The organism is Ruegeria sp. CDSA077 (assembly GCF_059612265.1).
Map to the genome: position 1 here is coordinate 300209 of NZ_JBXWQG010000001.1, position 23516 is coordinate 323724.

Genomic DNA, 23516 nt, shown 5'->3' on the forward strand with positions numbered 1-23516 from the left:
GAATGCCAACTATCCTTGCGAACTGACCGAAAATTAGGGGGACGCGCCGTTGAAGATTGGAACGCCAAAGGAAACATTTGACGGTGAGAACCGGGTCGCGATGACTCCGGATTCAGCCCGTCAACTGCAAAAGCTCGGGTATGAGTGCCTGATCGAGAAAGGGGCCGGCGCTGCGGCCGGGTTCTCGGACGCCACATATAAAGAGGCGGGTGTCGAGGTTATCGGAACCGCGGCGGCGCTGTGGAAAGCCGCCGACATCGTCGCCAAGGTACGTCAGCCAAATGAAACCGAGCTGAAGCGTCTTGCCAAGGGCAAGACATTGATCTCGTTCTTCAACCCTGCAGGGAATGAAAAGGGCATGGAGGCCGCCAAGTCCAAGGGCGCCAACGTGATCGCCATGGAAATGGTGCCGCGTATCAGTCGTGCCCAGAAGATGGACGCTCTGTCGTCGATGGCCAACATCGCGGGCTACCGCGCGGTGATCGAAGCGGGTAACAACTTTGGCCGGTTCTTCACCGGTCAGGTGACGGCTGCTGGTAAAGTACCGCCTGCCAAGGTCCTGATCGTAGGTGCCGGTGTGGCCGGTCTGGCCGCGATCGGGACATCGACCTCGCTGGGGGCAATCACCTATGCGTTCGACGTGCGCCCCGAAGTGGCCGAGCAGGTTGAATCCATGGGCGCCGAATTTGTCTATCTGGACTTCGAAGAAGACCAGCAGGACGGCGCGGCAACCGGCGGTTACGCGAGTGTTCAGTCCGATGAATTCCGCGAGGCACAGCTGGCCAAGTTCCGCGAACTTGCTCCGGAGATGGACATCGTCATCACTACGGCGCTGATCCCCAACCGCGAAGCGCCTGAGCTTTGGACCAAGGACATGGTCGAAGCGATGAAACCGGGTTCGGTGATCGTGGACCTTGCGGCGGAAAAAGGCGGCAACTGCAAGCTGACCGTTGCTGACGAGAAGATCGTGACCGATAATGGCGTGACCATCATCGGCTATACCGATTTCCCCAGCCGGATGGCGGCGCAGTCTTCGTCGCTTTACGCAACCAACATCCGTCACATGATGACAGACCTGACGCCTGAAAAGGACGGTCAGATCAACCATGACATGGAAGACGACGTGATCCGCGGCGCAACCGTGACGCATGAAGGTGAAATCACCTTCCCGCCACCGCCGCCGAAAGTTCAGGCGATTGCCGCTCAGAAAAAGCCTGAGGTCAGGGAGCTGACCCCGGAGGAGAAAAAGGCGCAGGAAGTTGCGGCCTTCAAGGCGCAAACCAAACAGCAGTTCACCTTGCTGGGTATCGGCGGTGCGCTAATGCTGTTGATCGGTCTGATTGCTCCGGCCAGCTTCATGCAGCACTTCATCGTCTTTGTGCTGGCGATCTTCGTGGGATTCCAGGTGATCTGGGGCGTTGCACACAGCCTGCACACACCGCTGATGGCGATCACCAACGCTATCTCGTCGATCATCATCGTTGGCGCAGTGATGCAGATCGGATCCGGGTCGTTCCTGGTTATTCTGCTGGCGGCTCTGTCCGTATTCATGGCCGGGATCAACATCTTCGGTGGCTTCCTCGTAACTCGGCGCATGCTTGCCATGTTCCAGAAATCTTAAGGAGGCCGGGCACATGGATTATGGCTTCACCACTGCCGCCTACGTTGTTGCGGCTGTTCTGTTTATCCTCTCGCTTGGCGGTCTGTCGAACCAGGAAAGCGCCAAGCGCGCTGTCTGGTATGGCATCGTCGGTATGGCGCTGGCGGTTTTCGCCACGCTGGTCGGCCCCGGTTCGGGCTTGTGGCTGCTGTCACTGCTGCTGATCATAGGTGGTGGTCTGATCGGTCAATATGTGGCGCAGCGCGTCCAGATGACCGAGATGCCACAGCTTGTGGCTGCGATGCATTCGCTGGTTGGTTTGGCGGCTGTGTTCGTAGGTTTCAACGCGCATTTTGAAATCAAGAATGTCGCCGAAGTTTTTGCGGTTGTTGATGCCGCAAAAGACGTCGACCTTTCCGACCTGGGCGCGTTTGCCAAGCTGATCGCCAAGAAGACAGCGGCAGAGCTGGCAATCCTGCACGTGGAACTGTTCCTGGGCATCTTCATCGGCGCGATCACCTTTACCGGTTCGGTCGTGGCTTATGGCAAGCTGGCTGGCAAGGTCACATCGAAGGCAACCAAACTGCCCGGTGGTCACGCGCTGAATGCGTCTGCGGCGGGGCTCTCGCTGATCTGTCTGGTTTGGTACACGTCCACGGGCGGATTCCTGCCCCTGTTCCTGATGACGCTGGCCGCCTTGTTTATTGGTTATCACCTGATCATGGGCATCGGCGGTGCCGACATGCCGGTGGTTGTGTCGATGCTGAACAGCTATTCAGGCTGGGCGGCTGCGGCCATCGGCTTTTCGCTGGGCAACGACCTGCTGATCGTGGTCGGTGCTCTGGTGGGCTCGTCCGGTGCGATCCTCTCCTACATCATGTGTAAGGCGATGAACCGGCACTTTGTCAGTGTGATCCTGGGTGGCTTTGGTGGTCCGCAAGGTGAGCAGATGGCTGTCGAAGGCGAGCAGATTGCAATCGAGGCCGACGGTGTTGCCGCAGCCCTGAATGACGCCGACAGCGTGGTGATCATTCCGGGCTATGGCATGGCCGTGGCGCAGGCACAGCAATCGGTGTCCGAACTGGTTCGCAAGCTGCGGGCGCAGGGCAAGAATGTGCGCTTTGCGATCCACCCGGTTGCCGGTCGTTTGCCGGGCCACATGAACGTTCTGCTGGCCGAGGCCAAGGTGCCGTATGACATCGTTCTGGAAATGGACGAGATCAACGAGGACTTCCCGGAAACGGATGTTGCCATCGTCATCGGTTCGAACGACATCGTGAACCCTGCAGCGCAGGAAGACCCCAACAGCCCGATCGCCGGTATGCCGGTTCTGGAATGCTGGAAGGCCAAGCAGGTGTTCGTGTCCAAACGTGGTCAGGGTACGGGGTATTCGGGTATCGAAAATCCGCTGTTCTTCAAAGAGAACACCCGCATGTTCTATGGCGACGCGAAACAGTCGCTGGACAAGCTGCTGCCGATGATCGATTGATCTAAAGCCTTAACCAAAATGCAAAGGGCGCCTTCGGGCGCCCTTTTCTTGTTTGTCATGTTGGGGGCTTTGCCCCCAAGCCTCCAGGAAATTTCTGGCCAGATGAGGCGGACGGAATGTGGTATCCTTGGGCTATTAAAGAGAGACTAGGAGGTGCCCCATGGAAAAGGTCAACGGCATAGGTGGCGTGTTTTTTCGCGCCAGAGATCCGGAAGCGCTGCGGGATTGGTACGAGACCCATCTTGGCGTTCATCATTACGATCCCGTCCCCTGGAAACAGCGCGAAGGCTATACGGTCTTTGCCCCGTTTGCGCAGGACACCGATTATTTTGGCCGCGCCGAGCAGCAGTGGATGATCAATTTTCGGGTTGACGATCTGTCTGCCATGACGACCCAGTTGCAAGCCGCAGGCATTGCCGTCGAGACCAATCCGGAATGGGATAGCGAGGTTGGAAAATTCGCACGTATTCACGACCCTGAGGGCAACCCAATCGAACTGTGGCAGCCAAATCAATGACATAAGGGGTTTGTATACCGTAGTATCCATGTAAGCTATTGAAATAAAAAGATAATTGATGTATTTTTGAACTGTCGTATAGTGCGCCGGACAACGCCGGAGCATTCAATGACGCCGATCGACGATCATCCACTGCGCTATTCGCTGGCCAACGAGCTGCATGCGCGCCCGTTTCCCGTGGCCTCGACGCCATGCACCGTTGCGTTTTTGGCCATCAAGAAACCCGTGGCGGCGGTTGCGCGGGACCGGAGCGAAGACATAGCCCATCTGGTCAATCTTCTGGACCGTCACGGTGCGCAGCACCCGCAGCCGGACGCGACGCATTACGCGGGTCAGATCGGCCGTCACTGGCTCAAGTGGGAGCAGCACACGGAATTTGTGACCTATACGGCGATCACCCGGAATGTCAGTGACCGGGCCTTCAACCCCGCTGATTTTGAGGCTTTCCCACCTGATTGGCTGATGGCCAGCCCGGGCCAGAGGATAACCTCGGCCATGGTTCGGGTGACTGAAAGACCAGATGATGAGGCGGTAAAAGCCGCGCTGGCCGAATGGTTCGAACCCGAAAGCCTTGCGGTTGCGCGCGTGCTGGATGATGCTGCGATTTGTGCCAGTGACTTTCGGATTGATCCGGCTGGGCATATGCGGTTCGCGCTCTTCGTGACCAAGGGAACAGGACAGCGCCGAACCGGACGCATCATCCAGCGCCTGTGCGAGATCGAAACCTACAAGGCCATGTCCATGTTGGGCTTTGCTCGCATCAAGCAACTGATGCCGAAAATCGGAGAGCTGGATGGAAAGCTGACCCGGCTTATGGGGCAGATGACAGATAACTCGGCGCATCCTGACGAACTACTGCCGGATCTGCTGTCTACATCCATCGAATTGGAAACGCTTTCTGCCCGATGCGCATTTCGCTTTGGGGCTACCGGGGCCTATGAAGCCATCGTGAACCAACGGATCGAAGTATTGCGCGAGGAAAGGTTCGAGGGCCGTCAGTCCTTTGCCGATTTCATGATGCGCCGGTATGAGCCCGCAATTCGGACAGTGAAAGCCACGGAAAGTCGGCTGCAGACCTTGTCCGACCGGGCGATCCGGGGGGGTGAGTTGCTGCGGACCCGGGTAGATGTGGAACGCAGCGCCCAGAATCAGGCCTTGCTGGAAAGTATGGACCGCCGTGCTGATCTGGCCCTGAGGTTGCAGCACACAGTCGAGGGGCTTTCCGTGGTGGCGATTAGCTATTATGCGGTCTCACTGGCCAGCTATCTGTTGTACCCGTTGACCGCCACCGGGATCAGCAAGGGGATGCTGACCGCGGCGGCAACCTTGCCGGTTGTCCTGTGTGTCTGGCTGGGTATCAGGCATATACGAAAGCGGTTGGCCTAATCCGCGTTTGCTAAACCTTCCCAAGGCTGTAGAACTGACAGGGGCGGGCGCGGAGCAAAGGAAAATACGTGATCGGAATTATGGCCGCTTGGCGGGCCGTGGCGGCCATGTTCATTTTGAACGGCGCTTTGTTTGGGATCTGGGCCTCGCGTATTCCCGCAGTCAGGGATCACCTGGACCTGTCGCACGAAGCGCTTGGCTACGGCTTGCTGTTCATGGCGGCTGGGGCTGTGTGTTCGTTCCCGGTTACCGGACGTCTGACGGATCGGTTCGGGGCTGTGGTGATCACACGGATCATCGCCATTCTTTATACCGCATCCCTTATCCTGCTGGCCTTTGCCGGAAGCTTTTGGGCATTGGCGTTTTTCCTGTTCGTATTCGGGGCCTTCCACGGCTCAATGGATGTGGCGATGAACGCCTGGGCAGCAGAGGTTGAGCGCGCTTATGACAGGCCCGTTATGTCGTCTTTTCACGCGATGTGGAGCCTGGGGGCCGGTCTGGGAGCGCTGAGCGGATTTGGTGCGATACAGATGGGCCTGACGGTGTCACAGCACTTTTTACTGGCCGGTGGCATCGTAGTTGGGCTGACACTGGCTCTGTCCCGCGTGCAGTGGAATTCGCACCGTGTTGTGGCCGCGGGCGGGGCGATATTTGCACTTCCGTCGGGTGCGTTGATACTTGTCGGATTTATTGCCCTGTGCGGGGCATTGGGTGAAGGGGCCGTCGCGGACTGGAGCGCGATTTTCCTGCGGGATGTGACTGGTGCGCCCGAAAGCGTCGCAGCGCTGGGATATGCAGTCTTTTCGGTGACAATGGTCGCGTTCCGTCTGGTGGGTGGTGTCGTGATCGCGCGGTTCGGACCAACCGCGACGGCCCGTTTCGGAGGGGTAAGCGCCGCTTTGGGGGTGCTGGCTGTGGTATCGGCCTATGATGCCGGGATTGCTCTGGTTGGGTTTGGACTGATGGGGCTTGGATATGCAGTGATCATGCCGCTTGCGTTCAGCAGGGCGGCAAATGATCCGCATGTCCCGCCTGGTCAAGCCATCGCCAGCGTGGCCACATTAGGGTATGGCGGGTTGTTGATTGGCCCGCCCCTTATTGGGTTTCTGGCAGAGATGCTTACATTGCGTCTTGCATTCATGGCCTTGCTGCCGCTGGCTGTTTTCATTGTCCTGTTGTCAGGCGCGTTGCGTCCCGGTGACAGCGACGAACGATGATTTTGGGAGATACACATGCCGATCAAAAACCGGTTCGCAGAACTGCAGAGTGAAATCACGGAATGGCGGCGTGATATCCACCAAAATCCAGAGATCCTGTTTGAAACCCATCGCACCAGTGCGCTGGTGGCGGAAAAGCTGAAAGAGTTCGGCTGCGATGAGGTGGTCACCGGAATTGGCCGAACGGGCGTGGTGGGTGTGATCAAGGGCAAGGCGGACACGGGCGGCAAGGTTATCGGTTTGCGTGCCGATATGGATGCGCTGCCGATCCATGAGGCGACCGGATTGGACTATGCCTCGAATACCGATGGGGCGATGCACGCCTGCGGCCATGATGGTCATACTGCGATGTTGTTGGGGGCGGCGAAATACCTTTCGGAAACGCGGAATTTTGACGGGACAGTGGTGGTCATTTTCCAACCTGCCGAAGAAGGTGGCGGCGGTGGTCGTGAGATGTGTGAAGACGGGATGATGGACCGCTGGGGCATTCAGGAAGTCTACGGAATGCATAACTGGCCCGGCCGTTCGGTGGGCAGTTTCGCCATCCGTCCTGGCGCGTTTTTCGCAGCTACTGATCAGTTCGACATCGTTTTTGAAGGCAAGGGCGGCCACGCAGCCAAGCCGCATGAAACCGTGGATACAACTGTGATGGCGGCGCAGGCGGTTCTGGCGCTCCAGACCATCGCGGCGCGAAACGCTGACCCGGTGGATCAGGTGGTTGTTTCGGTGACCTCCTTCGAAACCTCTTCAACCGCATTCAACGTGATCCCTCAGACTGTAAAGCTGCGCGGTACGGTCCGTACAATGAGCCGGGACATGCGGGATATGGCCGAAAAGCGCGTGACCGAGATCTGCACCGGAGTGGCCGCCACATTTGAAGGAGCGGTTGAGGTGACCTATTACCGGGGATATCCGGTAATGGTGAACAGCGATGATCAAACCGATTTCGCAGCCCAGGTGGCGCGGTCTGTCTCGGGCGATTGTGACCAGGCTCCGCTGATCATGGGCGGCGAGGATTTCGCCTTTATGCTCGAAGAGCGTCCGGGCGCCTATATTTTGGTGGGTAATGGGGATACCGCTGCGGTTCACCATCCTGAATACAACTTCAACGATGAAGCTATCCCCGCGGGATGCAGCTGGTGGGCCGAAATCGTGGAGCAAAGGATGCCAGCGGCTTGACCCCAAGGGGCAGGCACCTGCGCTGCCCCTAATGCCCTTAACCAGATGAAGGTTTGGTCTTCAGGTCAAGCCGGTCGCACAGGGTCTCGACAATGGAATCGAGCGCGGAATTCTGCGTGTTGACGCAGGATTTTGCGGCATCGCGCGCTGTATCCAGCGCGTCCTGATCGCTGAGCCAAACCGCGACCGCGTCTGCCAGGGCCTGCGCCGAGTTCACCTCAACCGCGCCACCGGTTTCGATGAGCGGCGCAAAGGTCTCGGCAAAGTTGAAGTATCCGGGACCGGTTATTATTGCCGCCCCGGCCTGAGCGGGTTCGAACGGGTTATGGCCGCCGATCTCGTGCAGCGAACCGCCCAGAAATACGATTGGGCACAGCGCATACCACGTGCCGGTCTCGCCCAGTGTGTCGGCAACATAGACCTGTGATTCAGTTTCAATCCGCCTCTCCGATGTTCGGAAAACTGCGGATTGACCGGCCTGTCTCAACAGCGCGGCCACATCCTGCCTGCGTTCGGGGTGGCGCGGGATCAACAGCAGCAGAAGGTTGGGCCAGCGCTCCAACAATTTCGCATGGGCGGCCAGAACAATCTCTTCTTCTCCGGCATGGGTCGAGCTGGCGATCCACACAGGACGCCCTGCAATCTGGGTCTGGATGTCTTCCAGCACAGAATTATCGACCGGAAGCGGATCGGACATCGCTTTGAGGTTGGTTCCCGGTTGCACGCGGTCCGCCACAGCCCCCATGTCCACCAGATTAGCGGCGGTTTTGCCATTCTGGGTCAGGAACAGGCTGAAATTGTCCAAAATGAATCGTGCGGTTTGCGGCCGTTTTTTCCAACCTTCGACGGATTTCTCTGACAGGCGGGCATTCAACAGGGCCAGAGGGATTCCCCGTCCAGCCGCGTCAACGATCAGGCGTGGCCAGATTTCGCTTTCTACAAATACTCCGGCTTCGGGGCGCCAGTGATCCAGAAATCGCCGGACCGGCCCTGCGGTGTCCAGCGGCGGATACTGGTGTCGCGTACGGGGTGGCATCCGTTTTTCGATCAGTGCCGCCGAAGTTGGGGTGCCCGAGGTCACCAGGAACTGGGCATCCGGCAGGCGTTCACCCAGCCGTTTGATCAGGCTGATGACCGACAGGGTTTCCCCCACACTTGCAGCGTGGAACCAGATCAATCGGCCCTTGGGGCGTGGTAGGCTGACATGGCCGAGCCTTTCATGCTGACGAATTGTCGGGACATCTGCCGCCAGGAGTTTCTTGCGCACGGTGCGCCAAGCCAAAGGTGCAGCAACGGCGGTCAGGCTGCAATACAAACGGTAAAGCAGCGTCGGCTGGCCAGAGGGGGCGGTCATGTCAGCCGCCCGTATGGCTCATGTGGCGGCTCATCTTGCCGTCGACCGCCTGGCGGGAATAGTCGAAGTCGTGACCTTTGGGCTTAAGATTTATCGCCGCGCGGACGGCCTGTTCCAGCGGCACCTCGGTATCGAGATGATCTCGCAGGGGGGCACGCAGATCGGCCATGTCCTCTTGCCCCAGACACATATACAGCTCACCCGTACAGGTCAGGCGGACGCGATTGCAGCTTTCGCAGAAATTATGCGACAGCGGTGTGATAAAGCCGATCTTCTGGCCCGTTTCTTCAAGCCGCGCATATCGCGCGGGTCCACCAGTGCGTTCTGCCAGATCGGACACGGTATAGTGGCTTTCGTATTCCTTGCGGACATCCTTGAGCGACCAGTACTGATCCAGACGGTTCTCGTTCCCGATATCGCCCATCGGCATCACCTCGATCCAGGTCAGATCCATGTCGCGCTCAGCGCACCATTGGGTGATTGTTGGAAGTTCGGCCTCGTTGAACCCCTTCAGGGCCACAGCGTTGATCTTGACCCGCAGGCCAGCCTTTTGGGCAGTATCAATTCCGTTCAGAACCTGTTTCAACCGGCCCCAACGGGTGATCTGGCTGAATTTCTCATCATCCAACGTGTCCAGCGACACATTCACCCGGCGCACGCCCGCCGCATAGAGATCGTCAGCAAAGCGGTGCAGTTGCGAGCCATTGGTTGTCAGCGTCAGCTCTTTCAACGCGCCGCTGTCCAGATGCCGGGTCATGGCATTGAAGAATGACATGATGTTTCGGCGGACCAGCGGCTCGCCCCCGGTGATGCGCAGCTTTTCCACGCCCATCTTCACGAAGGTCGTGCACATACGGTCCAGCTCTTCCAGCGTCAGCAGGTCCTTTTTCGGCAGGAACTTCATGTCTTCGGACATGCAGTAAACACAGCGAAAATCACAGCGATCCGTAACGGAGACGCGGAGATAGGTGATGGCACGTGCGAACGGGTCGATAAGCGGAGCTGTCATGCGTCATACGTAAAGCGGCGACTGGCCTGCGACAAGCCTGAACTGTGCTTTGTGCTGGCACAGTCCTGTGAGGGGGGCTAAGTTCAGGCCATGAAATACGCTCTGCTGACCATTTGTATCCTTGTTGCGGGCTGTGACACTGTCCGCTCGACAACTGATCGGGTTTTCGGTCGCGACAAACCTGCGGCTGAACCAGAGGTCGCCGCGGAAGCAGACGTCACCGAATCCGTTCCGGTCCCCGCAACCGCCGCAGGTTGGGTTGGCGCCAAGACCACCATTGCCAGCTTAGGTGACCCGACAACGCCGGGACGCTGGATGGAAACGCCTTTGGTCGAGACAGAGTTCACGGGTCGCGTTGTCGTGCCCAGAACAGGGGCGCAGGCCTATATCACGCTGGTCCCGGCCCGTGGGCCCCAAGGCAGTGGAAGCAGGCTGTCGCTGGATGCGATGCGGGCGCTGCTTTTGCCTTATGACGAACTTGTCGAGCTGGAAGTTTATTCCAACTGACCTTTCAGATATTTGCCAGCTTCACGCCGAGCAAAGGGCTTCATGGCCGCACTATGGTCGCGCAGAAAGTTAACCACTCGGTCCGCGTCATGTTTCGACAACTCACGCAGCCACCAGGCAACGGCTTTCTGGATGAACCAGTCACGGTCAGACACATAACCCGCTGCCCAGCCAAGAATACGGTCGCGCCGGTTCAGGTCTTCTGGCTTAGGGTGGTTCTGCTTGGTCCAGGGCAGGGTGGCGACCAGCGCGGCGCGCCGTGTCCACATATGGTCTGACGCTGTCCAGCTTTCGACCTGATCCAACCGCGCCGGGTCCGCAGACAAGCGTTTCTGCATCGCCATACAGGCGTGATCTGCCACCGCCCAGGCGTCGAAATCCGGCAACCAGCTTTGCAGCAAGGCCCAAGCAGCCTCATCGGGGCGGATACGGGCTTGGGTCAGCAACTTGGCTGCGGCAAGACGGCCCTCGTGGATATCGGTCTGCCAGAGGGCGTCAGCCAGATCCACCCGCGCAGCAACGTCCAGTTCCTGTCGCCATAGTTTGGTCAGGTCGTTCAGAACCGGATTTGCAACGCCCAGATAGAGGCGTTCGACCTTGTGATAAGCCGCCATCTGCACGGCGCGCTCGGGGTCGGCATGGGCCCGGATCTGGTCAAGATAGGTGACGGGCGTCATTGGTCCGCAGCGCGTGTTGGCTTGCCGTCGATCGTCTGATGGTTCCGCTCAACCCAATAATCGCGGATATCGTCATCGGACTTACCGTCGACCCATTTCTGCATCGTGTCCCGTTCGGACTGGTATTCCATGAACGGTACGGCATATCCGCAAGAGGTCTGAACCATGTCAATCGCAAGGTCATAGATCTGGCGGGCGCTGCGGTGGTCGGGAAACAGCCCGGCCAACGCGTCCCAGCCCTCATCCCCGGCATGCAATGTACGCGCGGTGCCATAGGTCCGCAGGATCAGCGGGCGTGTGGTGAAGGAACACCACATGAGGGTCATGCGATTGACCTCCAGCAAATGCCCGGCGGTTTCATTGCCACTGCCGGTCAGGTTCATCCAGACAATCCGATTGGGCCCCAGTACCTGCAGCGAGTCCATCCCTTTGGGAGAGATATTGACCCGTCCTTCAGGTCCGGCGGTGCCGACGAAGAACAGATGCTGATCCTCGATAAACTTGCGATGGGCGTCATCCAGCGCCGGAAATTTCTTGGACATGTGTCACTCCACCGTTACGGATTTCGCCAGATTGCGCGGCTGGTCCACATCCGTACCCTTGGCCACCGCCGTATGATAGGCCAGCAACTGAGCGGGCACCGAATAGAGGATCGGTGCAAGGCTGGGGTGCACATGCGGCATGCGGATCGTGCTCCAGACCCCGTCTTCGGCCTCGGCGATGCCGTCATCATCGGACACCAGGATGACTTTACCCTTGCGTGCCATGACCTCTTGCATATTCGACACGGTTTTGTCGAACACCGTGTCTCGCGGGGCCAGAACCACCACGGGCATGTGTTTATCGATCAGGGCAATGGGGCCGTGCTTTAGCTCACCCGAAGCATAACCTTCGGCATGGATATAGCTTATTTCCTTGAGTTTCAGCGCCCCTTCCATCGCCAGCGGGTACATCAGGCCGCGTCCCAGAAACAGAACATCGCGCGCCTCGGACAAGCGCTGGGCGGATTTCCTGATGGCCCGGTTCTGATCCAACGCGGTGTTCAGCACCGAAGGCAGCCCGCGCAACGCGGCGGCGTGATCGGCAAGTTCCTCGTCGCTCAACGTGCCACGGTCCTCGGCAGCCTTGAGCGCCAGCATCAGCAACACGCTCAGCTGACAGGTGAATGCTTTGGTCGAGGCGACGCCAATCTCGACCCCGGCATGGATCGGCAGGGCGATGTCGCTTTCACGTGCGATCGAGCTTTCTGGAACATTGACGACTGAGACGACCTTGTCCGCTTTGCCGTCGCAATACCGCAGGGCGGCCAGCGTGTCGGCGGTTTCACCCGATTGGCTGACAAACAGCGCCATAGTGCGTTCCGGGATCGGAGGTTCACGATAGCGAAATTCGCTGGCGATATCGACTTCGACCGGTATTCTGGCAAGTTGCTCGAACCAGTATTTGGCGGTCAAACAGGCGTAGAAAGCAGTCCCGCAAGCGACCATCGTCAGACGGTCCAGCTTGGTGAAATCCAGATCCCCCGGCAGAACGACCTGATCCCCGGCAGAGGGCAGGTAGGACCGGATCGCCTCGGCAACCACAATCGGCTGTTCCGCGATTTCCTTGGCCATGAAATGCTTGTGCCCGGCCTTGTCGGCGCGGCTGTGATCCACTTTGATCTTGCGGGTTTCGCGATTGGCAAGCTCACCTGCTTCGTTGCGGATTTCCAGCGATGTGCGGGTCAGAACCGCACGGTCACCTTCTTCCAGATAGGTGATGCGATCCGTCAGCGGCGCTAGCGCGATGGCGTCCGAGCCGACAAACATCTCTCCGTCCCCGTGCCCGATTGCCAGTGGCGAGCCTTTGCGCGCGGCTACGATCAGGTCATCTTCGCCGTCAAACAGAAAGGCCAGGGCAAATGCGCCGACCAACCGGTCGATGGTTTTATAGGCGGCCTCAACCGGGGGCAGCCCCGATTTGAGGTAATGTTCGGCCATCAGGGCGACGGTTTCCGTGTCGGTTTCGGTTTCGAACCCGATCCCGTGTTCCGCCAGCTCTGTCCGCAGCTCCCGATAGTTTTCAACGATGCCGTTGTGAACAACGGCAACCGGCCCGGCCCGGTGGGGATGCGCATTCGAAACTGTCGGCGCGCCATGGGTGGCCCAGCGGGTATGGCCGATACCGGATTTACCCGGAAGCGGGTCATGCACCAGCAGGTCGCTGAGGTTTACCAGCTTGCCTACAGCCCGACGCCGACCCAGGGATCCGCCATTGACCGTAGCAATGCCTGCACTGTCATACCCCCTGTATTCCAGCCGTTTTAGGGCCTCGACCAGGATAGGGGCAGCTTCGTGCTTGCCCAATACGCCTACAATCCCACACATCTGTCAGGCTCCTTTGTCGCGACGAGCCTTCTTCGCCGTCAACATGTCAAACAATTTACGCGCATAACCGGGCTTGTTGTCCTGCTTGGCGCGCGCAACGGCCAAAGCATCCGCTTCCACATCGCGCGTCACCACGGTTCCGGTGGCCGTCATCGCGCCGTCACCAATGGTGACAGGTGCCACCAACATGGTGTTCGATCCGACAAAGACGTTCTGGCCGATGGTCGTTTGGTGCTTCATCACGCCATCATAGTTGCAGGTGATCGTGCCCGCGCCGATATTTGTCGCCGCCCCAACCGTTGCGTCCCCGATATAGCTGAGATGGTTGACCTTGGCGCCTTCGGCGATCTCAGCATTCTTGATTTCAACAAAATTTCCGACGCGGGTGTTTTCTGCCAGCTCAGCGCCGGGGCGCAGGCGGGCATAGGGGCCGACGATGGCGCCGCGGCTGACATGGCAGCCCTCAAGATGCGAAAACGCGCGGATCGTTGCACCGCTTTCCACCGTGACACCGGGGCCAAAGACCACGTTGGGTTCGATCACCGTATCGCGGCCAATGACGGTATCAGCGGCCAGATAGACGGTTTCCGGCGCCATCAGCGTGACCCCCAAATCCAGCAGTTCGGCGCGGGCACGGGCCTGAAAAACCGCATCCGCAGCGGCCAGGTCAACGCGTGAGTTCACACCCAGCGTCTGTGCCTCGTCACAGGCGACTGCGGTGACATTCAGGCCACGGGATCGGGCGATTGCCACGACATCCGGCAGGTAATATTCACCGGCGGCATTGTCATTTCCCACGCTGTCGATCAGCGAAAACAGCAATTCAGCGTCACAGGCCAAAAGGCCAGAATTACAAAGTGTTATATCGCGCTCTTTATCTGAGGCGTCTTTGTATTCGACGATGCGTTCAAGGGTCTGTCCGTTCATGACCAACCGGCCATAGCGTGCAGGATCTGCGGCCTCAAAACCCAGAATAACCAGATCGTTCTTGGTCCGCGCTTCGATCATACGTTCCAACGTATCGGGTTGCAAAAAGGGCGTGTCCCCGTACAGAACAACCACGTCGCCGTTGAAACCCTGCAGCGCTTCGCGCGCCTGTGCGACAGCATGGGCGGTGCCCAGCTGTTCGGCCTGAATGGCGATTTGTGCGGTCTCGTCCTCGGCCAGGGTTGCTTTGGCAACGGCTTCGGACCCGTGCCCGGTGACAATGACGGTCCGCTCGGGCGACAGAACAGCACCAGCGCGCATGGCATGGACCAGCATAGGCGCCTGAGCAATCGGGTGCAGGACTTTCGGGATATCCGAATTCATCCTGGTGCCTTTACCGGCAGCAAGGATGACAAGGGCGATACTCATGAAATCGTTTTCTCTTTGTGTTTTGTTGCAGTCCGTTTTATCCGCTGAGGGTAAAGTCGCAAGCGGTTCAGCCATCAAACTAGATTGCCGTTTGCAACAAGACGTGGCGAAAACCCGCCGAGGCAGGAGGCGTAATGCGAACAGTCATCTTTGATCTGGACGGGACACTGGCGGATACTTCCGGGGATTTGCTGGAGGCCGCAAACCATTGTTTTCGCGATATGGGGCACGGCGATGTGCTGGTCCACGGGCAGGATGCTGGCATCGCTTTGCATGGTGGGCGGATGATGCTGACCCACGGTTTGAAGCGGGTCGGAGCCTATGACGAGCAGGCTGTTCACGCTTATTACCCGATGCTTTTAGAAGCGTACTCGGAGGCGATTGACACCCATACCCGGTTTTATCCAGGCGCGCTGGACGCGGTTGGAAAGTTGAAAGAGGCCGGCTATGGCGTTGGCATCTGCACTAATAAACCCGAGGCTCTGGCACATCAGTTGCTGACCCAAATGGGTGTGCGCGACCGGTTCGGCTCACTCGTCGGTGCGGATACTTTGCCGGTTCGCAAACCCGATCCGGAGCCCCTGCGTGAAGCTGCCCGCCGGGCCGGCGGACACCCGGATCTGTGCGTTCTGATCGGGGATTCCGACACCGACCGGAATACGGCGCTTGCTGCAGGTGTACCTTCGGTGCTGGTAACATTCGGGCCATCTGGCGACGACATGGCTGCGCTGAAACCCGAAGCGCTGTTGCATCATTTTGATGACCTGCCGAAACTTGTTTTTGATTTGGTCGGAGCTGCAGCCTGACCCCTTGACCCCGGCCCATCGCGGCCTCAAGAGCGAAAAGATGACTGAGAAGTTTACTGGCAATTTCACCCAGCAGGAACCAATCCCGGATGAGGCGATCGAGGCGGCTCTGGCCGTTTTGCGTCATGGCCGGCTGCACAGATATAACGTGTCGCCCGGCGAACTGGCCGAGACCGCCCTGTTAGAACAGGAATTTGCCGCGCAGACCGGCGCAAAATATTGTCTGGCGGTCTCCTCGGGCGGCTATGCACTGGCGACAGCATTGCGCGCGATAGGGGTGCAGCCCGGAGATACGGTTCTGACCAACGCTTTCACCCTGGCGCCGGTGCCGGGGGCGATTGCCTCGATCGGAGCCAAGCCGGTATTTGTCGGTGTGACCGAAGCGCTGACGATTGATCTGGATGATCTCGAAAGCAAACTGGATCAGTCTGATGTGCTGATGCTCAGCCATATGCGCGGGCATCTGTGCGACATGGATCGGTTGATGCAAATCTGCGATGCCGCCGGTGTGGCCGTGATCGAAGATTGCGCGCACACGATGGGCGCCGCATGGCGCGGGCAAAAATCCGGACGGCAGGGCGTTATCGGGTGTTATTCCTGCCAGACCTACAAGCACATAAATTCCGGTGAAGGCGGTTTGTTGATTACCGATGACGAGGAACTGGCTGCCAAGGCGACGGTCCTTTCAGGTTCCTACATGCTGTATGAGCGCCACCTTGCAGCGCCGGGCCCAGAGGTGTTCGAGCGGATCAAGTACACCACGCCCAATATCTCAGGGCGCATGGACAATTTGAGGGCCGCGATCCTTAGGCCGCAGCTTCGCAATCTGGAACAACAGATTGACCGGTGGAATGAGCGCTATGTCGAGATCGAAAAAGGGCTGCGCGGCACGCCGGGACTTACCATTGTCGAACGACCCGAGGCGGAAACTTATGTGGGCTCGTCTATTCAGTTCTTGCTGCTGGACTGGTCACCCGAACGGATTGCTCTTGTGATGCAGCGCTGCGCGGCGCGTGGTGTGGATCTGAAATGGTTCGGCGGAGCAGAGCCCACCGGATTTACCTCGCGCTATGACAGTTGGCGATATGTGGAAAGCGCGCCTCTGCCTGCGAGTGACCGCATTTTGACCGGGATCATGGATATGCGGGTGCCATTGACTTTTTCACTGGATGATTGCCGGTTGATCGCACGGATCATTCGCTCCGAAGTCGGCGCGGTGTTCCAGTCCTGATCACATTACCTGTGACTCGAGCGGGGATTTTTGGTTCTTCCGCAGCCGCTCGACCAGTCTTTTTTGCAGCCGATTTTCAGGGATCGGATAAGACGGCACCGTATTCTTGGCTTCCAGCAGATTCGGAAAGATCATTTGGATTTCTTCGCGGGCCTGCGCCGTAACGGATGCCAGCGACGTGTCGGTCAGCAACAGGCTTTCGCTCGGGGCGCCATTTGCAAAAACGATTTCGTGGTTGTCGAACAGCAGGTGGTAATACACAACCTGATCAAGGCTGTTGTCTATCTCGATTCCCGGCAATTCCGACAGCTTGATGGCCGCGACCAGCACATCCGGCGATCCGAACATGCGCTGCGCCACCGCCGAAGAGATTTGCATTCTGTGCTGCCGGGAAACCAGTAGATCCTGTTTCGGCAAACCGTCCCCCAATGCGGATTTCGCGATTCGAACCGGATTCAGGTTTGGATTGATTGCCAGATCGGTTGCCGAAAGATGCCGCTGTCCGATCCATCTGACAGGTTTCAGCCCCGATCGGGTCAGCACAAGATCACCTTCACGCAAGGTTTCAACGGGACGTTCCCTGAATTCCGTCTCGATCAGGGTGCCCTGACAAAAACACACCAGTAACTCGATGTTATCGACAATGGCGCCAAGGCTATCATTAGGGCCAAGTTCGGTAAGGCGCAGGGTATAGTCACCGGCGGAAGGGAAATCGACCTGCATGGTGAATGTGGAAAAGCTGTTCGCAGTCGGCAGAACAGTCATCGAGGCGATAACGACGCCGTTGCTGTCCAGAATCTCGACGGTAAATCCTTCGCTGCCTGCATTTGAGTTAGATGCCGTCCTAAGTGCGGAATCCAGGCTAAGCTCGCCGGATTTGGGGTCATCCAGCGTAAAGGTTTGCTCCATCACCGTGACTTGGCTTGCGTTGCCATCCATTTCGGCAACACGATTCGATGAACCATTCCCGAGATAGGCACCCTCAGTGTGGTCAGCTTCGATATCCGTACCAGACCAATTTGCGGAACCGCTATTAAAAGTACCATTTACGATGACATTGGTTGGGGCCATTCGCAGAATCCTTGAAGCAAAAAACCTTAACGGCTTTGGCGATCTAATCGTCGAGTATGGTGAATTTGTGACGCCCCGGACCGGCTCGCGGGTGAACCTTTTTCGGTCAGCGCTTGACCCGGGTTCATGGTCATGGCAGATTATTTGAACAATCGTTCATTTACTGGGAGAGTTCGATGTTCACGGCGGCCATGCAATTCGATCTGGGTGAAGATGTGAACGCACTGCGTGAAATGGTGCATCGCTGGGCGCAAGAGCGGGTGAAGCCGATGGCCGCGAAGGTCGATGCCTCGAACGCGTTTCCCAATGAGCTTTGGCGCGAGATGGGCGAATTGGGCCTGCTGGGAATTACAGTGTCCGAGGAATATGGTGGCGCGGCCATGTCCTATCTGGCCCATACCGTCGCAGTCGAAGAAGTGGCGCGGGCCTCTGCCTCAATCTCATTGTCATACGGGGCGCATTCAAACCTGTGCGTCAATCAGATCAAGCTGAACGGCAGCCCCGAGCAAAAGGCGAAATATCTGCCTCGGTTGATTTCCGGCGAACATGTGGGCGCGCTGGCCATGTCTGAGGCGTCCGCCGGATCAGACGTCGTTTCGATGAAGCTGAAGGCGGAAAAGCGCAACGACCACTACCGGCTGAACGGAAGCAAATACTGGATCACGAACGGGCCGGACGCGGATACTCTGGTCGTTTACGCCAAGACGGATCCTGATGCTGGATCCAAAGGGATCACCGCCTTTCTGGTCGAAAAAGAGATGACGGGCTTTTCCACGTCGCCCCATTTCGACAAGCTGGGCATGCGCGGATCAAACACGGCGGAATTGATTTTCGATGACGTCGAGGTGCCCTTTGAAAATGTACTGGGCGAGGAGGGTAAGGGTGTCACGGTTCTGATGTCAGGGCTGGATTACGAACGCGTCGTGCTCGCCGGGATCGGAACCGGAATCATGGCCGCCTGTCTGGACGAAGTCATGCCGTATTTGGCCGAGCGCAAGCAGTTCGGCAAACCGATTGGCAGCTTTCAGCTGATGCAGGGCAAGATTGCTGACATGTACACGGCCATGAATTCAGCCCGGGCTTATGTCTACGAGGTCGCCAAGGCCTGTGACCGCGGGGATGTGACCCGGCAAGATGCGGCAGCGTGCTGTCTGTATGCTTCGGAACAGGCCATGACGCAGGCCCATCAGGCAGTTCAGGCTATGGGCGGCGCGGGGTTCCTGTCGGATTCGCCGGTCAGCCGCATTTTCCGCGACGCCAAGCTGATGGAAATCGGCGCCGGTACCAGCGAAATCCGCCGGATGCTGATCGGACGGGAACTGATGAACGAAATGCTCTGAGCAAAAAAACGCCCCGCCGACGAGGTAACGGCAGGGCGTTCTGTGTAAAGGATCAGAAGCGGTGAACGTAGGATACGCCAACCAGCCAAGGATCGATTTCAGCGGTGCCGATATCGGCACCGTTCAGTTTGACGTCCGAGTCGATGTCGAACCAGCGTACGTTCAAACGCACGGCGCCTTTTTCGGTGACCATATAGTCCAGACCGGCCTGCAGTGCGAGGCCGACCGAGTTGTCGAGTTCGAGATCACCCAGAGCCGATTTTTCGTCGAAGAAGATGGTATAGTTGATGCCCGCGCCGACATAGGGTTTCCAGACCGAGTTGGTCGGGAAGTGATAGTTCAGCGACAGTGTGGGCGGCAGGTGTTTGACGGTCCCTGCGTCGAGGCTGCCACCCAGTGTGACCTCATGGCTGAACGGTGTGGCGGCCAGCAGCTCGATACCCAGATTATCCCGAACGAAATACTCGGCAGTAAAGATCGGGCGTGTGTCGGAATCGACATCTGCATCCAGCCCGGCGAGGGATCCATTGTCGGATTTCGGGTCGAGATAGCCGACACCGACACCAACGGTCCAGTCGCCCTGATTTTGGGCGAAAACGGGCGCAGCAAATGCGACGAGCGCGGTCGAAAGGGTCAAAGCGGCGAGTTTCTTGGTCATTTTACGGCCTTTGGATTTGTTGATGACCGGGTTTTGCATGAAGCAAAGCCCGCCGACTCTGATCTGCATCAAATTCCCGTGACCGTCTTTGGTGGTTCGATTCAGAAAAGACCTAGAAAAACAAAGGGTTTCGGTAATGTGTCCCGCTGAAGGCATACCTGGTTTGCATCAGGGTGGGCGCCGGGACCTGCCGGACCGGTTGAACATGGCGCGGCAATGTTTGGAACAGCCCCCAGAGCAGACGGCGATCATCGACCTGACCGGGAGTGAGGGCAAGGTCGTCACGTTTGCACAACTCGGACGCTTGGCCGATGACATCGCACTCGCCTTGCTCGATCGGGTGCGGCCTGGGGATCGCGTTGGAGTACTGCTCAGCCAGTCACCCGGCTGCGCGGCGGCGCATCTTGCGATCTGGAAGATCGGCGCGATTTCGGTGCCTTTGTTTAAATTGTTCAAACATGACGCGCTGGCCTCGCGTGTCGCGGATGCAGGGGCGCAACTGGTGTTGACAGACGCAGAGGGTGCTGCACTGCTGGGGGATTTGGCCGTACCGGTTCGGGTCGATCAGATAGCTCCGTCTGATGATCCGGTGCCCTTTGCCGATACCGGCCCCGAGGATCCGGCAGTTCTGATCTATACCTCCGGCACCACGGGCAGCCCCAAAGGCGCGCTGCATGGGCATCGGGTTTTGACCGGCCATTTGCCGGGGGTCTCGATCAGCCACAACCATCTGCGCGAAGGTGACTGTGTTTGGACGCCCGCCGACTGGGCCTGGATTGGCGGGTTATTCGATGTGTTGATGCCAGGGCTGGCACTGGGCATTCCCGTTGTGGCGGCCCGGCTTGAGAAATTCACTTCAGAGGCCTGTGTGGATGTTATCGCACGTGGCGGGGTACGGAACGTGTTCTTTCCGCCTACCGCATTGCGGATGCTCAAGGCCACGGATCAGGCGATTCCCGGTCTGCGCTCGGTCGCTTCCGGAGGGGAGCCGCTGGGTGCCGAGATGTTGGAATGGGGGAAGCAGGCGTTCGGCCTGACGATCAACGAATTCTACGGCCAGACCGAATGCAACATGGTCGTGTCTTCCTGCGCTGAGGATTTTCCCGTGCGCCCGGGTTGCATCGGTAAACCGGTTCCGGGGCATGAAGTTGCAGTGATCGACCAGGATGGCCAGCCCACAGATCAAGAGGGCGACGTGGCCATCCGCCGAGGCTCGGCCTCGATGCTGTTGGAATATTGGAGCCGGCCTGAGGCGACGGCCGAGAAGTTCCGGGGCGACTGGCTGATCACCGGCGACCGAGGCGTCTGGGACGGCGACTATCTGCGCTTTGTCGGCCGCGAGGATGACGTGATCACCTCGGCCGGGTACCGCATCGGCCCGGCCGAGATCGAGGACTGCCTGCTGACCCACCCGGCGGTGGCGACGGTGGGTGTAGTCGGTAAGCCTGATGAACTGCGGACCGAGATTGTGAAGGCTTATGTGGTTTTGAAGCCGGGGGCTGAGGCTGCGGAGCGTGAACTGCAGGAGTGGGTCAAGGATCGTCTGGCGCAGTATTCCTATCCGCGTGAGGTGACGTTTTTGGAGGAACTACCGATGACGGTGACGGGGAAAGTGATCCGGAAGGAATTGAAGGCGCGGGCGGCGTTGGAGGTCAGAAGATGAGTTTCAGAAACTCCGCGTCATTTGGAAAGCGCATCGAATATTGGGTTATCGGGCTGCTGCTAAAAGATGGCTTCGATGTATTTGTACCGCTTGTCGATGATGATGGCATTGACGCGATCATCCGAGGCAGAGCAGGACAAAAGATCGACCTGCAAATCAAAGCACGTTCGGGTCAGGTGAAATTTGGTTCTTCCGCTTTGTTCGGCGTCGGGCAGTCTCATCCGAAGGAACGAGATGGTTATTACTTTTTGTTCTATTCAGAACGTCTCGACGAAATGTGGCTAATGTCGTCAGCGGATTTCATAAAGAACTGCGTGACCACTTCCTCTGGAAAAAATGCAGGACATCGGAGTATTTGGATGAATGGGCGCTCGAAAGTCAGAAATCAAGAATATCCGAACCCAAGGTTTGATACATGGCGCATTTCAATGCAGGGCCAACCCGACTTTTCGCGATTGAGACAGGCGCTAGGGGAATAAGATGAAACTCACATCAAAAGCCATACCCACCTCTGAGGGCTTTAAAGCAAACCGCGCGGCTCATCTCGACGCGCTGGGGCAAATCTCTGACGTTGCCGAAGCGGCCCGTATGGGCGGGGGTGAAAAATCCCGCGCGCGGCATGAATCGCGGGGCAAGATGCTGCCGCGCCGTCGGGTGGCGAACCTGCTGGACCCGGGGTCCCCGTTTCTGGAAATCGGCGCGACGGCGGCGCATGGGATGTATGGTGATGCAGCGCCAAGCGCTGGTGTGATTGCGGGCATTGGCTGGGTGCAGGGGCGCGAGGTCATGGTGGTTTGCAACGACGCCACCGTGAAGGGCGGCACTTATTATCCGATGTCGGTCAAGAAACACCTGCGCGCGCAGGAGATTGCCGAGGAAAGCCAACTCCCCTGTATCTATCTGGTCGACAGCGGCGGGGCGAACCTGCCCAACCAGGATGAGGTCTTTCCCGACCGCGACCACTTTGGCCGCATCTTCTATAATCAGGCCCGAATGAGTGCCAAAGGAATCCCGCAGATCGCGGTGGTCATGGGTTCGTGTACGGCGGGCGGGGCCTATGTGCCCGCGATGTCGGATGTGACGATCATCGTCAAAGATCAGGGCACGATCTTTCTGGCCGGTCCGCCCTTGGTCAAAGCCGCGACCGGAGAGGTTGTCAGCGCCGAGGATCTGGGCGGTGGCGACGTCCATACCCGTCTGTCCGGCGTGGCCGATTACCTGGCTGAGGACGACGCCCACGCGCTGGCCTTGGCGCGGCAGGCGGTGCGTTCTCTGAATCTGCGCAAACCGCAGACCGTGGATTGGGCCAGCCCCGAAGACCCGGCTTATGACCCCGAGGAAATTCTGGGCGTTGTTCCCGCCGACCTGCGCACGCCCTATGATATCCGCGAGGTGATCGCGCGGCTCGTCGATGGCTCTCGGTTCGATGAATTCAAACCGCGCTTTGGTGAGACGCTTGTGACCGGGTTTGCCCATGTCAAAGGCTGCCCCGTTGGGATCATCGCCAACAACGGCGTGCTGTTCTCGGAGGCGGCCCAAAAGGGCGCGCATTTTGTTGAGCTGTGTTCGCAACGCAAAATCCCGCTGGTATTCCTGCAAAATATCACCGGCTTTATGGTGGGCCGCAAATACGAAAACGAAGGCATCGCGCGGCACGGGGCAAAGATGGTGACAGCCGTTGCCACAACTTCGGTGCCCAAGATCACCATGCTTGTCGGGGGCTCGTTCGGGGCCGGGAACTATGGCATGGCGGGGCGGGCCTATCAGCCGCGGTTCCTGTGGACCTGGCCGAACTCGCGGATTTCCGTGATGGGCGGCGAGCAGGCCGCGGGCGTGTTGGCGACTGTTAAGCGCGACGGGATCGAGCGGCAGGGTGGCAGTTGGTCGGCTGAGGAAGAGATCGAATTCAAGCGCCCAACATTGGATATGTTCGAGGAACAATCTCACCCACTCTATGCCTCGGCCCGGCTGTGGGACGACGGCATCATCGACCCGCGCAAAAGTCGCGATGTTCTGGCCTTGTCGCTGTGTGCCGCCCTGAATGCCCCGATTGAGGAGACACGCTTTGGCGTGTTCAGGATGTAGATACG

Annotated in this window: 21 protein-coding genes; 13 read left to right on the forward strand and 8 right to left on the reverse strand. The window is 58.5% G+C overall.

Annotated elements, in window-relative coordinates:
- The first annotated feature begins 49 nt into the window (after positions 1-49).
- The 6 genes from AC2FLE_RS01520 to AC2FLE_RS01545 all read left to right on the forward strand — a co-directional run bounded on the left by AC2FLE_RS01520 (position 50) and on the right by AC2FLE_RS01545 (position 7388).
- On the forward strand, positions 50-1621 hold the full coding sequence (locus AC2FLE_RS01520) for a Re/Si-specific NAD(P)(+) transhydrogenase subunit alpha (RefSeq protein WP_142634946.1): 1572 nt from the start codon (positions 50-52) through the stop codon (positions 1619-1621).
- 13 nt (positions 1622-1634) lie between these two features.
- Complete coding sequence (locus AC2FLE_RS01525) at positions 1635-3089, forward strand: NAD(P)(+) transhydrogenase (Re/Si-specific) subunit beta (protein WP_496694850.1); 1455 nt, start codon at positions 1635-1637, stop codon at positions 3087-3089.
- 160 nt (positions 3090-3249) lie between these two features.
- Positions 3250-3606 (forward strand): VOC family protein, encoded by a 357-nt coding sequence (locus tag AC2FLE_RS01530; RefSeq protein ID WP_142634943.1) that lies wholly within the window; start codon positions 3250-3252, stop codon positions 3604-3606.
- Positions 3607-3714: 108 nt separating this feature from the next.
- Positions 3715-4992 carry a DUF3422 family protein gene (locus AC2FLE_RS01535; protein WP_142634941.1) on the forward strand — a complete coding sequence of 426 codons (1278 nt, stop codon included), beginning with the start codon at positions 3715-3717 and terminating at the stop codon, positions 4990-4992.
- Between the two features lie 68 nt (positions 4993-5060).
- Positions 5061-6209, forward strand: a complete 1149-nt coding sequence (locus AC2FLE_RS01540; RefSeq protein WP_496694851.1) for an MFS transporter — start codon at positions 5061-5063, stop codon at positions 6207-6209.
- A 15-nt stretch (positions 6210-6224) separates the two neighbouring features.
- Positions 6225-7388, forward strand: coding sequence for a M20 aminoacylase family protein (locus AC2FLE_RS01545; RefSeq protein ID WP_496694852.1), 1164 nt, complete (start codon positions 6225-6227; stop codon positions 7386-7388).
- A 37-nt stretch (positions 7389-7425) separates the two neighbouring features.
- On the opposite strand, the gene AC2FLE_RS01550 is transcribed toward AC2FLE_RS01545, so the two are convergent.
- Together AC2FLE_RS01550 and moaA are read right to left on the reverse strand one after the other, a co-directional pair.
- On the reverse strand, positions 7426-8742 hold the full coding sequence (locus tag AC2FLE_RS01550; RefSeq protein WP_496694853.1) for a 3-deoxy-D-manno-octulosonic acid transferase: 1317 nt from the start codon (positions 8740-8742) through the stop codon (positions 7426-7428).
- A gap of 1 nt (position 8743) precedes the next feature.
- Positions 8744-9751: a GTP 3',8-cyclase MoaA gene (gene moaA / locus AC2FLE_RS01555; RefSeq protein WP_496694854.1), complete on the reverse strand. Its 1008-nt coding sequence runs from the start codon at positions 9749-9751 to the stop codon at positions 8744-8746.
- 90 nt (positions 9752-9841) lie between these two features.
- Between moaA and AC2FLE_RS01560 the strand changes: the two genes are divergently transcribed.
- Entirely contained in the window at positions 9842-10258 is a 417-nt protein-coding gene (locus tag AC2FLE_RS01560; protein WP_496694855.1) for a hypothetical protein, read from the forward strand.
- On the opposite strand, the gene AC2FLE_RS01565 is transcribed toward AC2FLE_RS01560, so the two are convergent.
- Genes AC2FLE_RS01565 through glmU form a run of 4 tightly spaced genes read right to left on the reverse strand, consistent with a single transcriptional unit; the run spans position 10246 to position 14657 of the window.
- Positions 10246-10935: a DNA alkylation repair protein gene (locus AC2FLE_RS01565; protein ID WP_496694856.1), complete on the reverse strand. Its 690-nt coding sequence runs from the start codon at positions 10933-10935 to the stop codon at positions 10246-10248. The genes AC2FLE_RS01560 and AC2FLE_RS01565 overlap by 13 nt on opposite strands.
- A complete protein-coding gene (locus AC2FLE_RS01570; RefSeq protein WP_496694857.1) occupies positions 10932-11477 on the reverse strand; it encodes a pyridoxamine 5'-phosphate oxidase family protein in 546 nt (181 codons plus the stop codon). Before AC2FLE_RS01570 ends, AC2FLE_RS01565 begins: the two co-directional genes overlap by 4 nt.
- Positions 11478-11480: 3 nt before the next feature.
- Positions 11481-13301: a glutamine--fructose-6-phosphate transaminase (isomerizing) gene (gene glmS / locus AC2FLE_RS01575; protein WP_496694858.1), complete on the reverse strand. Its 1821-nt coding sequence runs from the start codon at positions 13299-13301 to the stop codon at positions 11481-11483.
- A gap of 3 nt (positions 13302-13304) precedes the next feature.
- A complete protein-coding gene (gene glmU / locus AC2FLE_RS01580; protein WP_496694859.1) occupies positions 13305-14657 on the reverse strand; it encodes a bifunctional UDP-N-acetylglucosamine diphosphorylase/glucosamine-1-phosphate N-acetyltransferase GlmU in 1353 nt (450 codons plus the stop codon).
- A gap of 134 nt (positions 14658-14791) precedes the next feature.
- Here glmU and AC2FLE_RS01585 point away from each other — a divergent pair, with 134 nt between their 5' ends.
- Positions 14792-15463 carry an HAD-IA family hydrolase gene (locus AC2FLE_RS01585; RefSeq protein ID WP_496694860.1) on the forward strand — a complete coding sequence of 224 codons (672 nt, stop codon included), beginning with the start codon at positions 14792-14794 and terminating at the stop codon, positions 15461-15463.
- A gap of 40 nt (positions 15464-15503) precedes the next feature.
- On the forward strand, positions 15504-16694 hold the full coding sequence (locus AC2FLE_RS01590; protein ID WP_496694861.1) for a DegT/DnrJ/EryC1/StrS family aminotransferase: 1191 nt from the start codon (positions 15504-15506) through the stop codon (positions 16692-16694).
- Here the strand turns inward: AC2FLE_RS01590 and AC2FLE_RS01595 are convergent, their stop codons facing one another.
- Positions 16695-17765 carry a Hint domain-containing protein gene (locus tag AC2FLE_RS01595; protein ID WP_496694862.1) on the reverse strand — a complete coding sequence of 357 codons (1071 nt, stop codon included), beginning with the start codon at positions 17763-17765 and terminating at the stop codon, positions 16695-16697.
- A 176-nt stretch (positions 17766-17941) separates the two neighbouring features.
- Between AC2FLE_RS01595 and AC2FLE_RS01600 the strand changes: the two genes are divergently transcribed.
- A complete protein-coding gene (locus AC2FLE_RS01600) occupies positions 17942-19105 on the forward strand; it encodes an isovaleryl-CoA dehydrogenase (protein WP_496694863.1) in 1164 nt (387 codons plus the stop codon).
- A 52-nt stretch (positions 19106-19157) separates the two neighbouring features.
- Here the strand turns inward: AC2FLE_RS01600 and AC2FLE_RS01605 are convergent, their stop codons facing one another.
- Positions 19158-19763 carry an OmpW/AlkL family protein gene (locus tag AC2FLE_RS01605; protein WP_496696068.1) on the reverse strand — a complete coding sequence of 202 codons (606 nt, stop codon included), beginning with the start codon at positions 19761-19763 and terminating at the stop codon, positions 19158-19160.
- A gap of 136 nt (positions 19764-19899) precedes the next feature.
- Between AC2FLE_RS01605 and AC2FLE_RS01610 the strand changes: the two genes are divergently transcribed.
- The 3 genes from AC2FLE_RS01610 to AC2FLE_RS01620 are packed head-to-tail and all read left to right on the forward strand — an operon-like array spanning position 19900 to position 23511.
- The gene (locus AC2FLE_RS01610) at positions 19900-21426 is read left to right on the forward strand and encodes an AMP-binding protein (protein ID WP_496694864.1); all 1527 of its coding nucleotides are present in this window, start codon (positions 19900-19902) and stop codon (positions 21424-21426) included.
- Positions 21423-21905 (forward strand): DUF4365 domain-containing protein, encoded by a 483-nt coding sequence (locus AC2FLE_RS01615; protein ID WP_281994878.1) that lies wholly within the window; start codon positions 21423-21425, stop codon positions 21903-21905. Before AC2FLE_RS01610 ends, AC2FLE_RS01615 begins: the two co-directional genes overlap by 4 nt.
- Position 21906: 1 nt before the next feature.
- Positions 21907-23511, forward strand: a complete 1605-nt coding sequence (locus AC2FLE_RS01620; protein WP_496694865.1) for a carboxyl transferase domain-containing protein — start codon at positions 21907-21909, stop codon at positions 23509-23511.
- Positions 23512-23516: the final 5 nt, after the last annotated feature.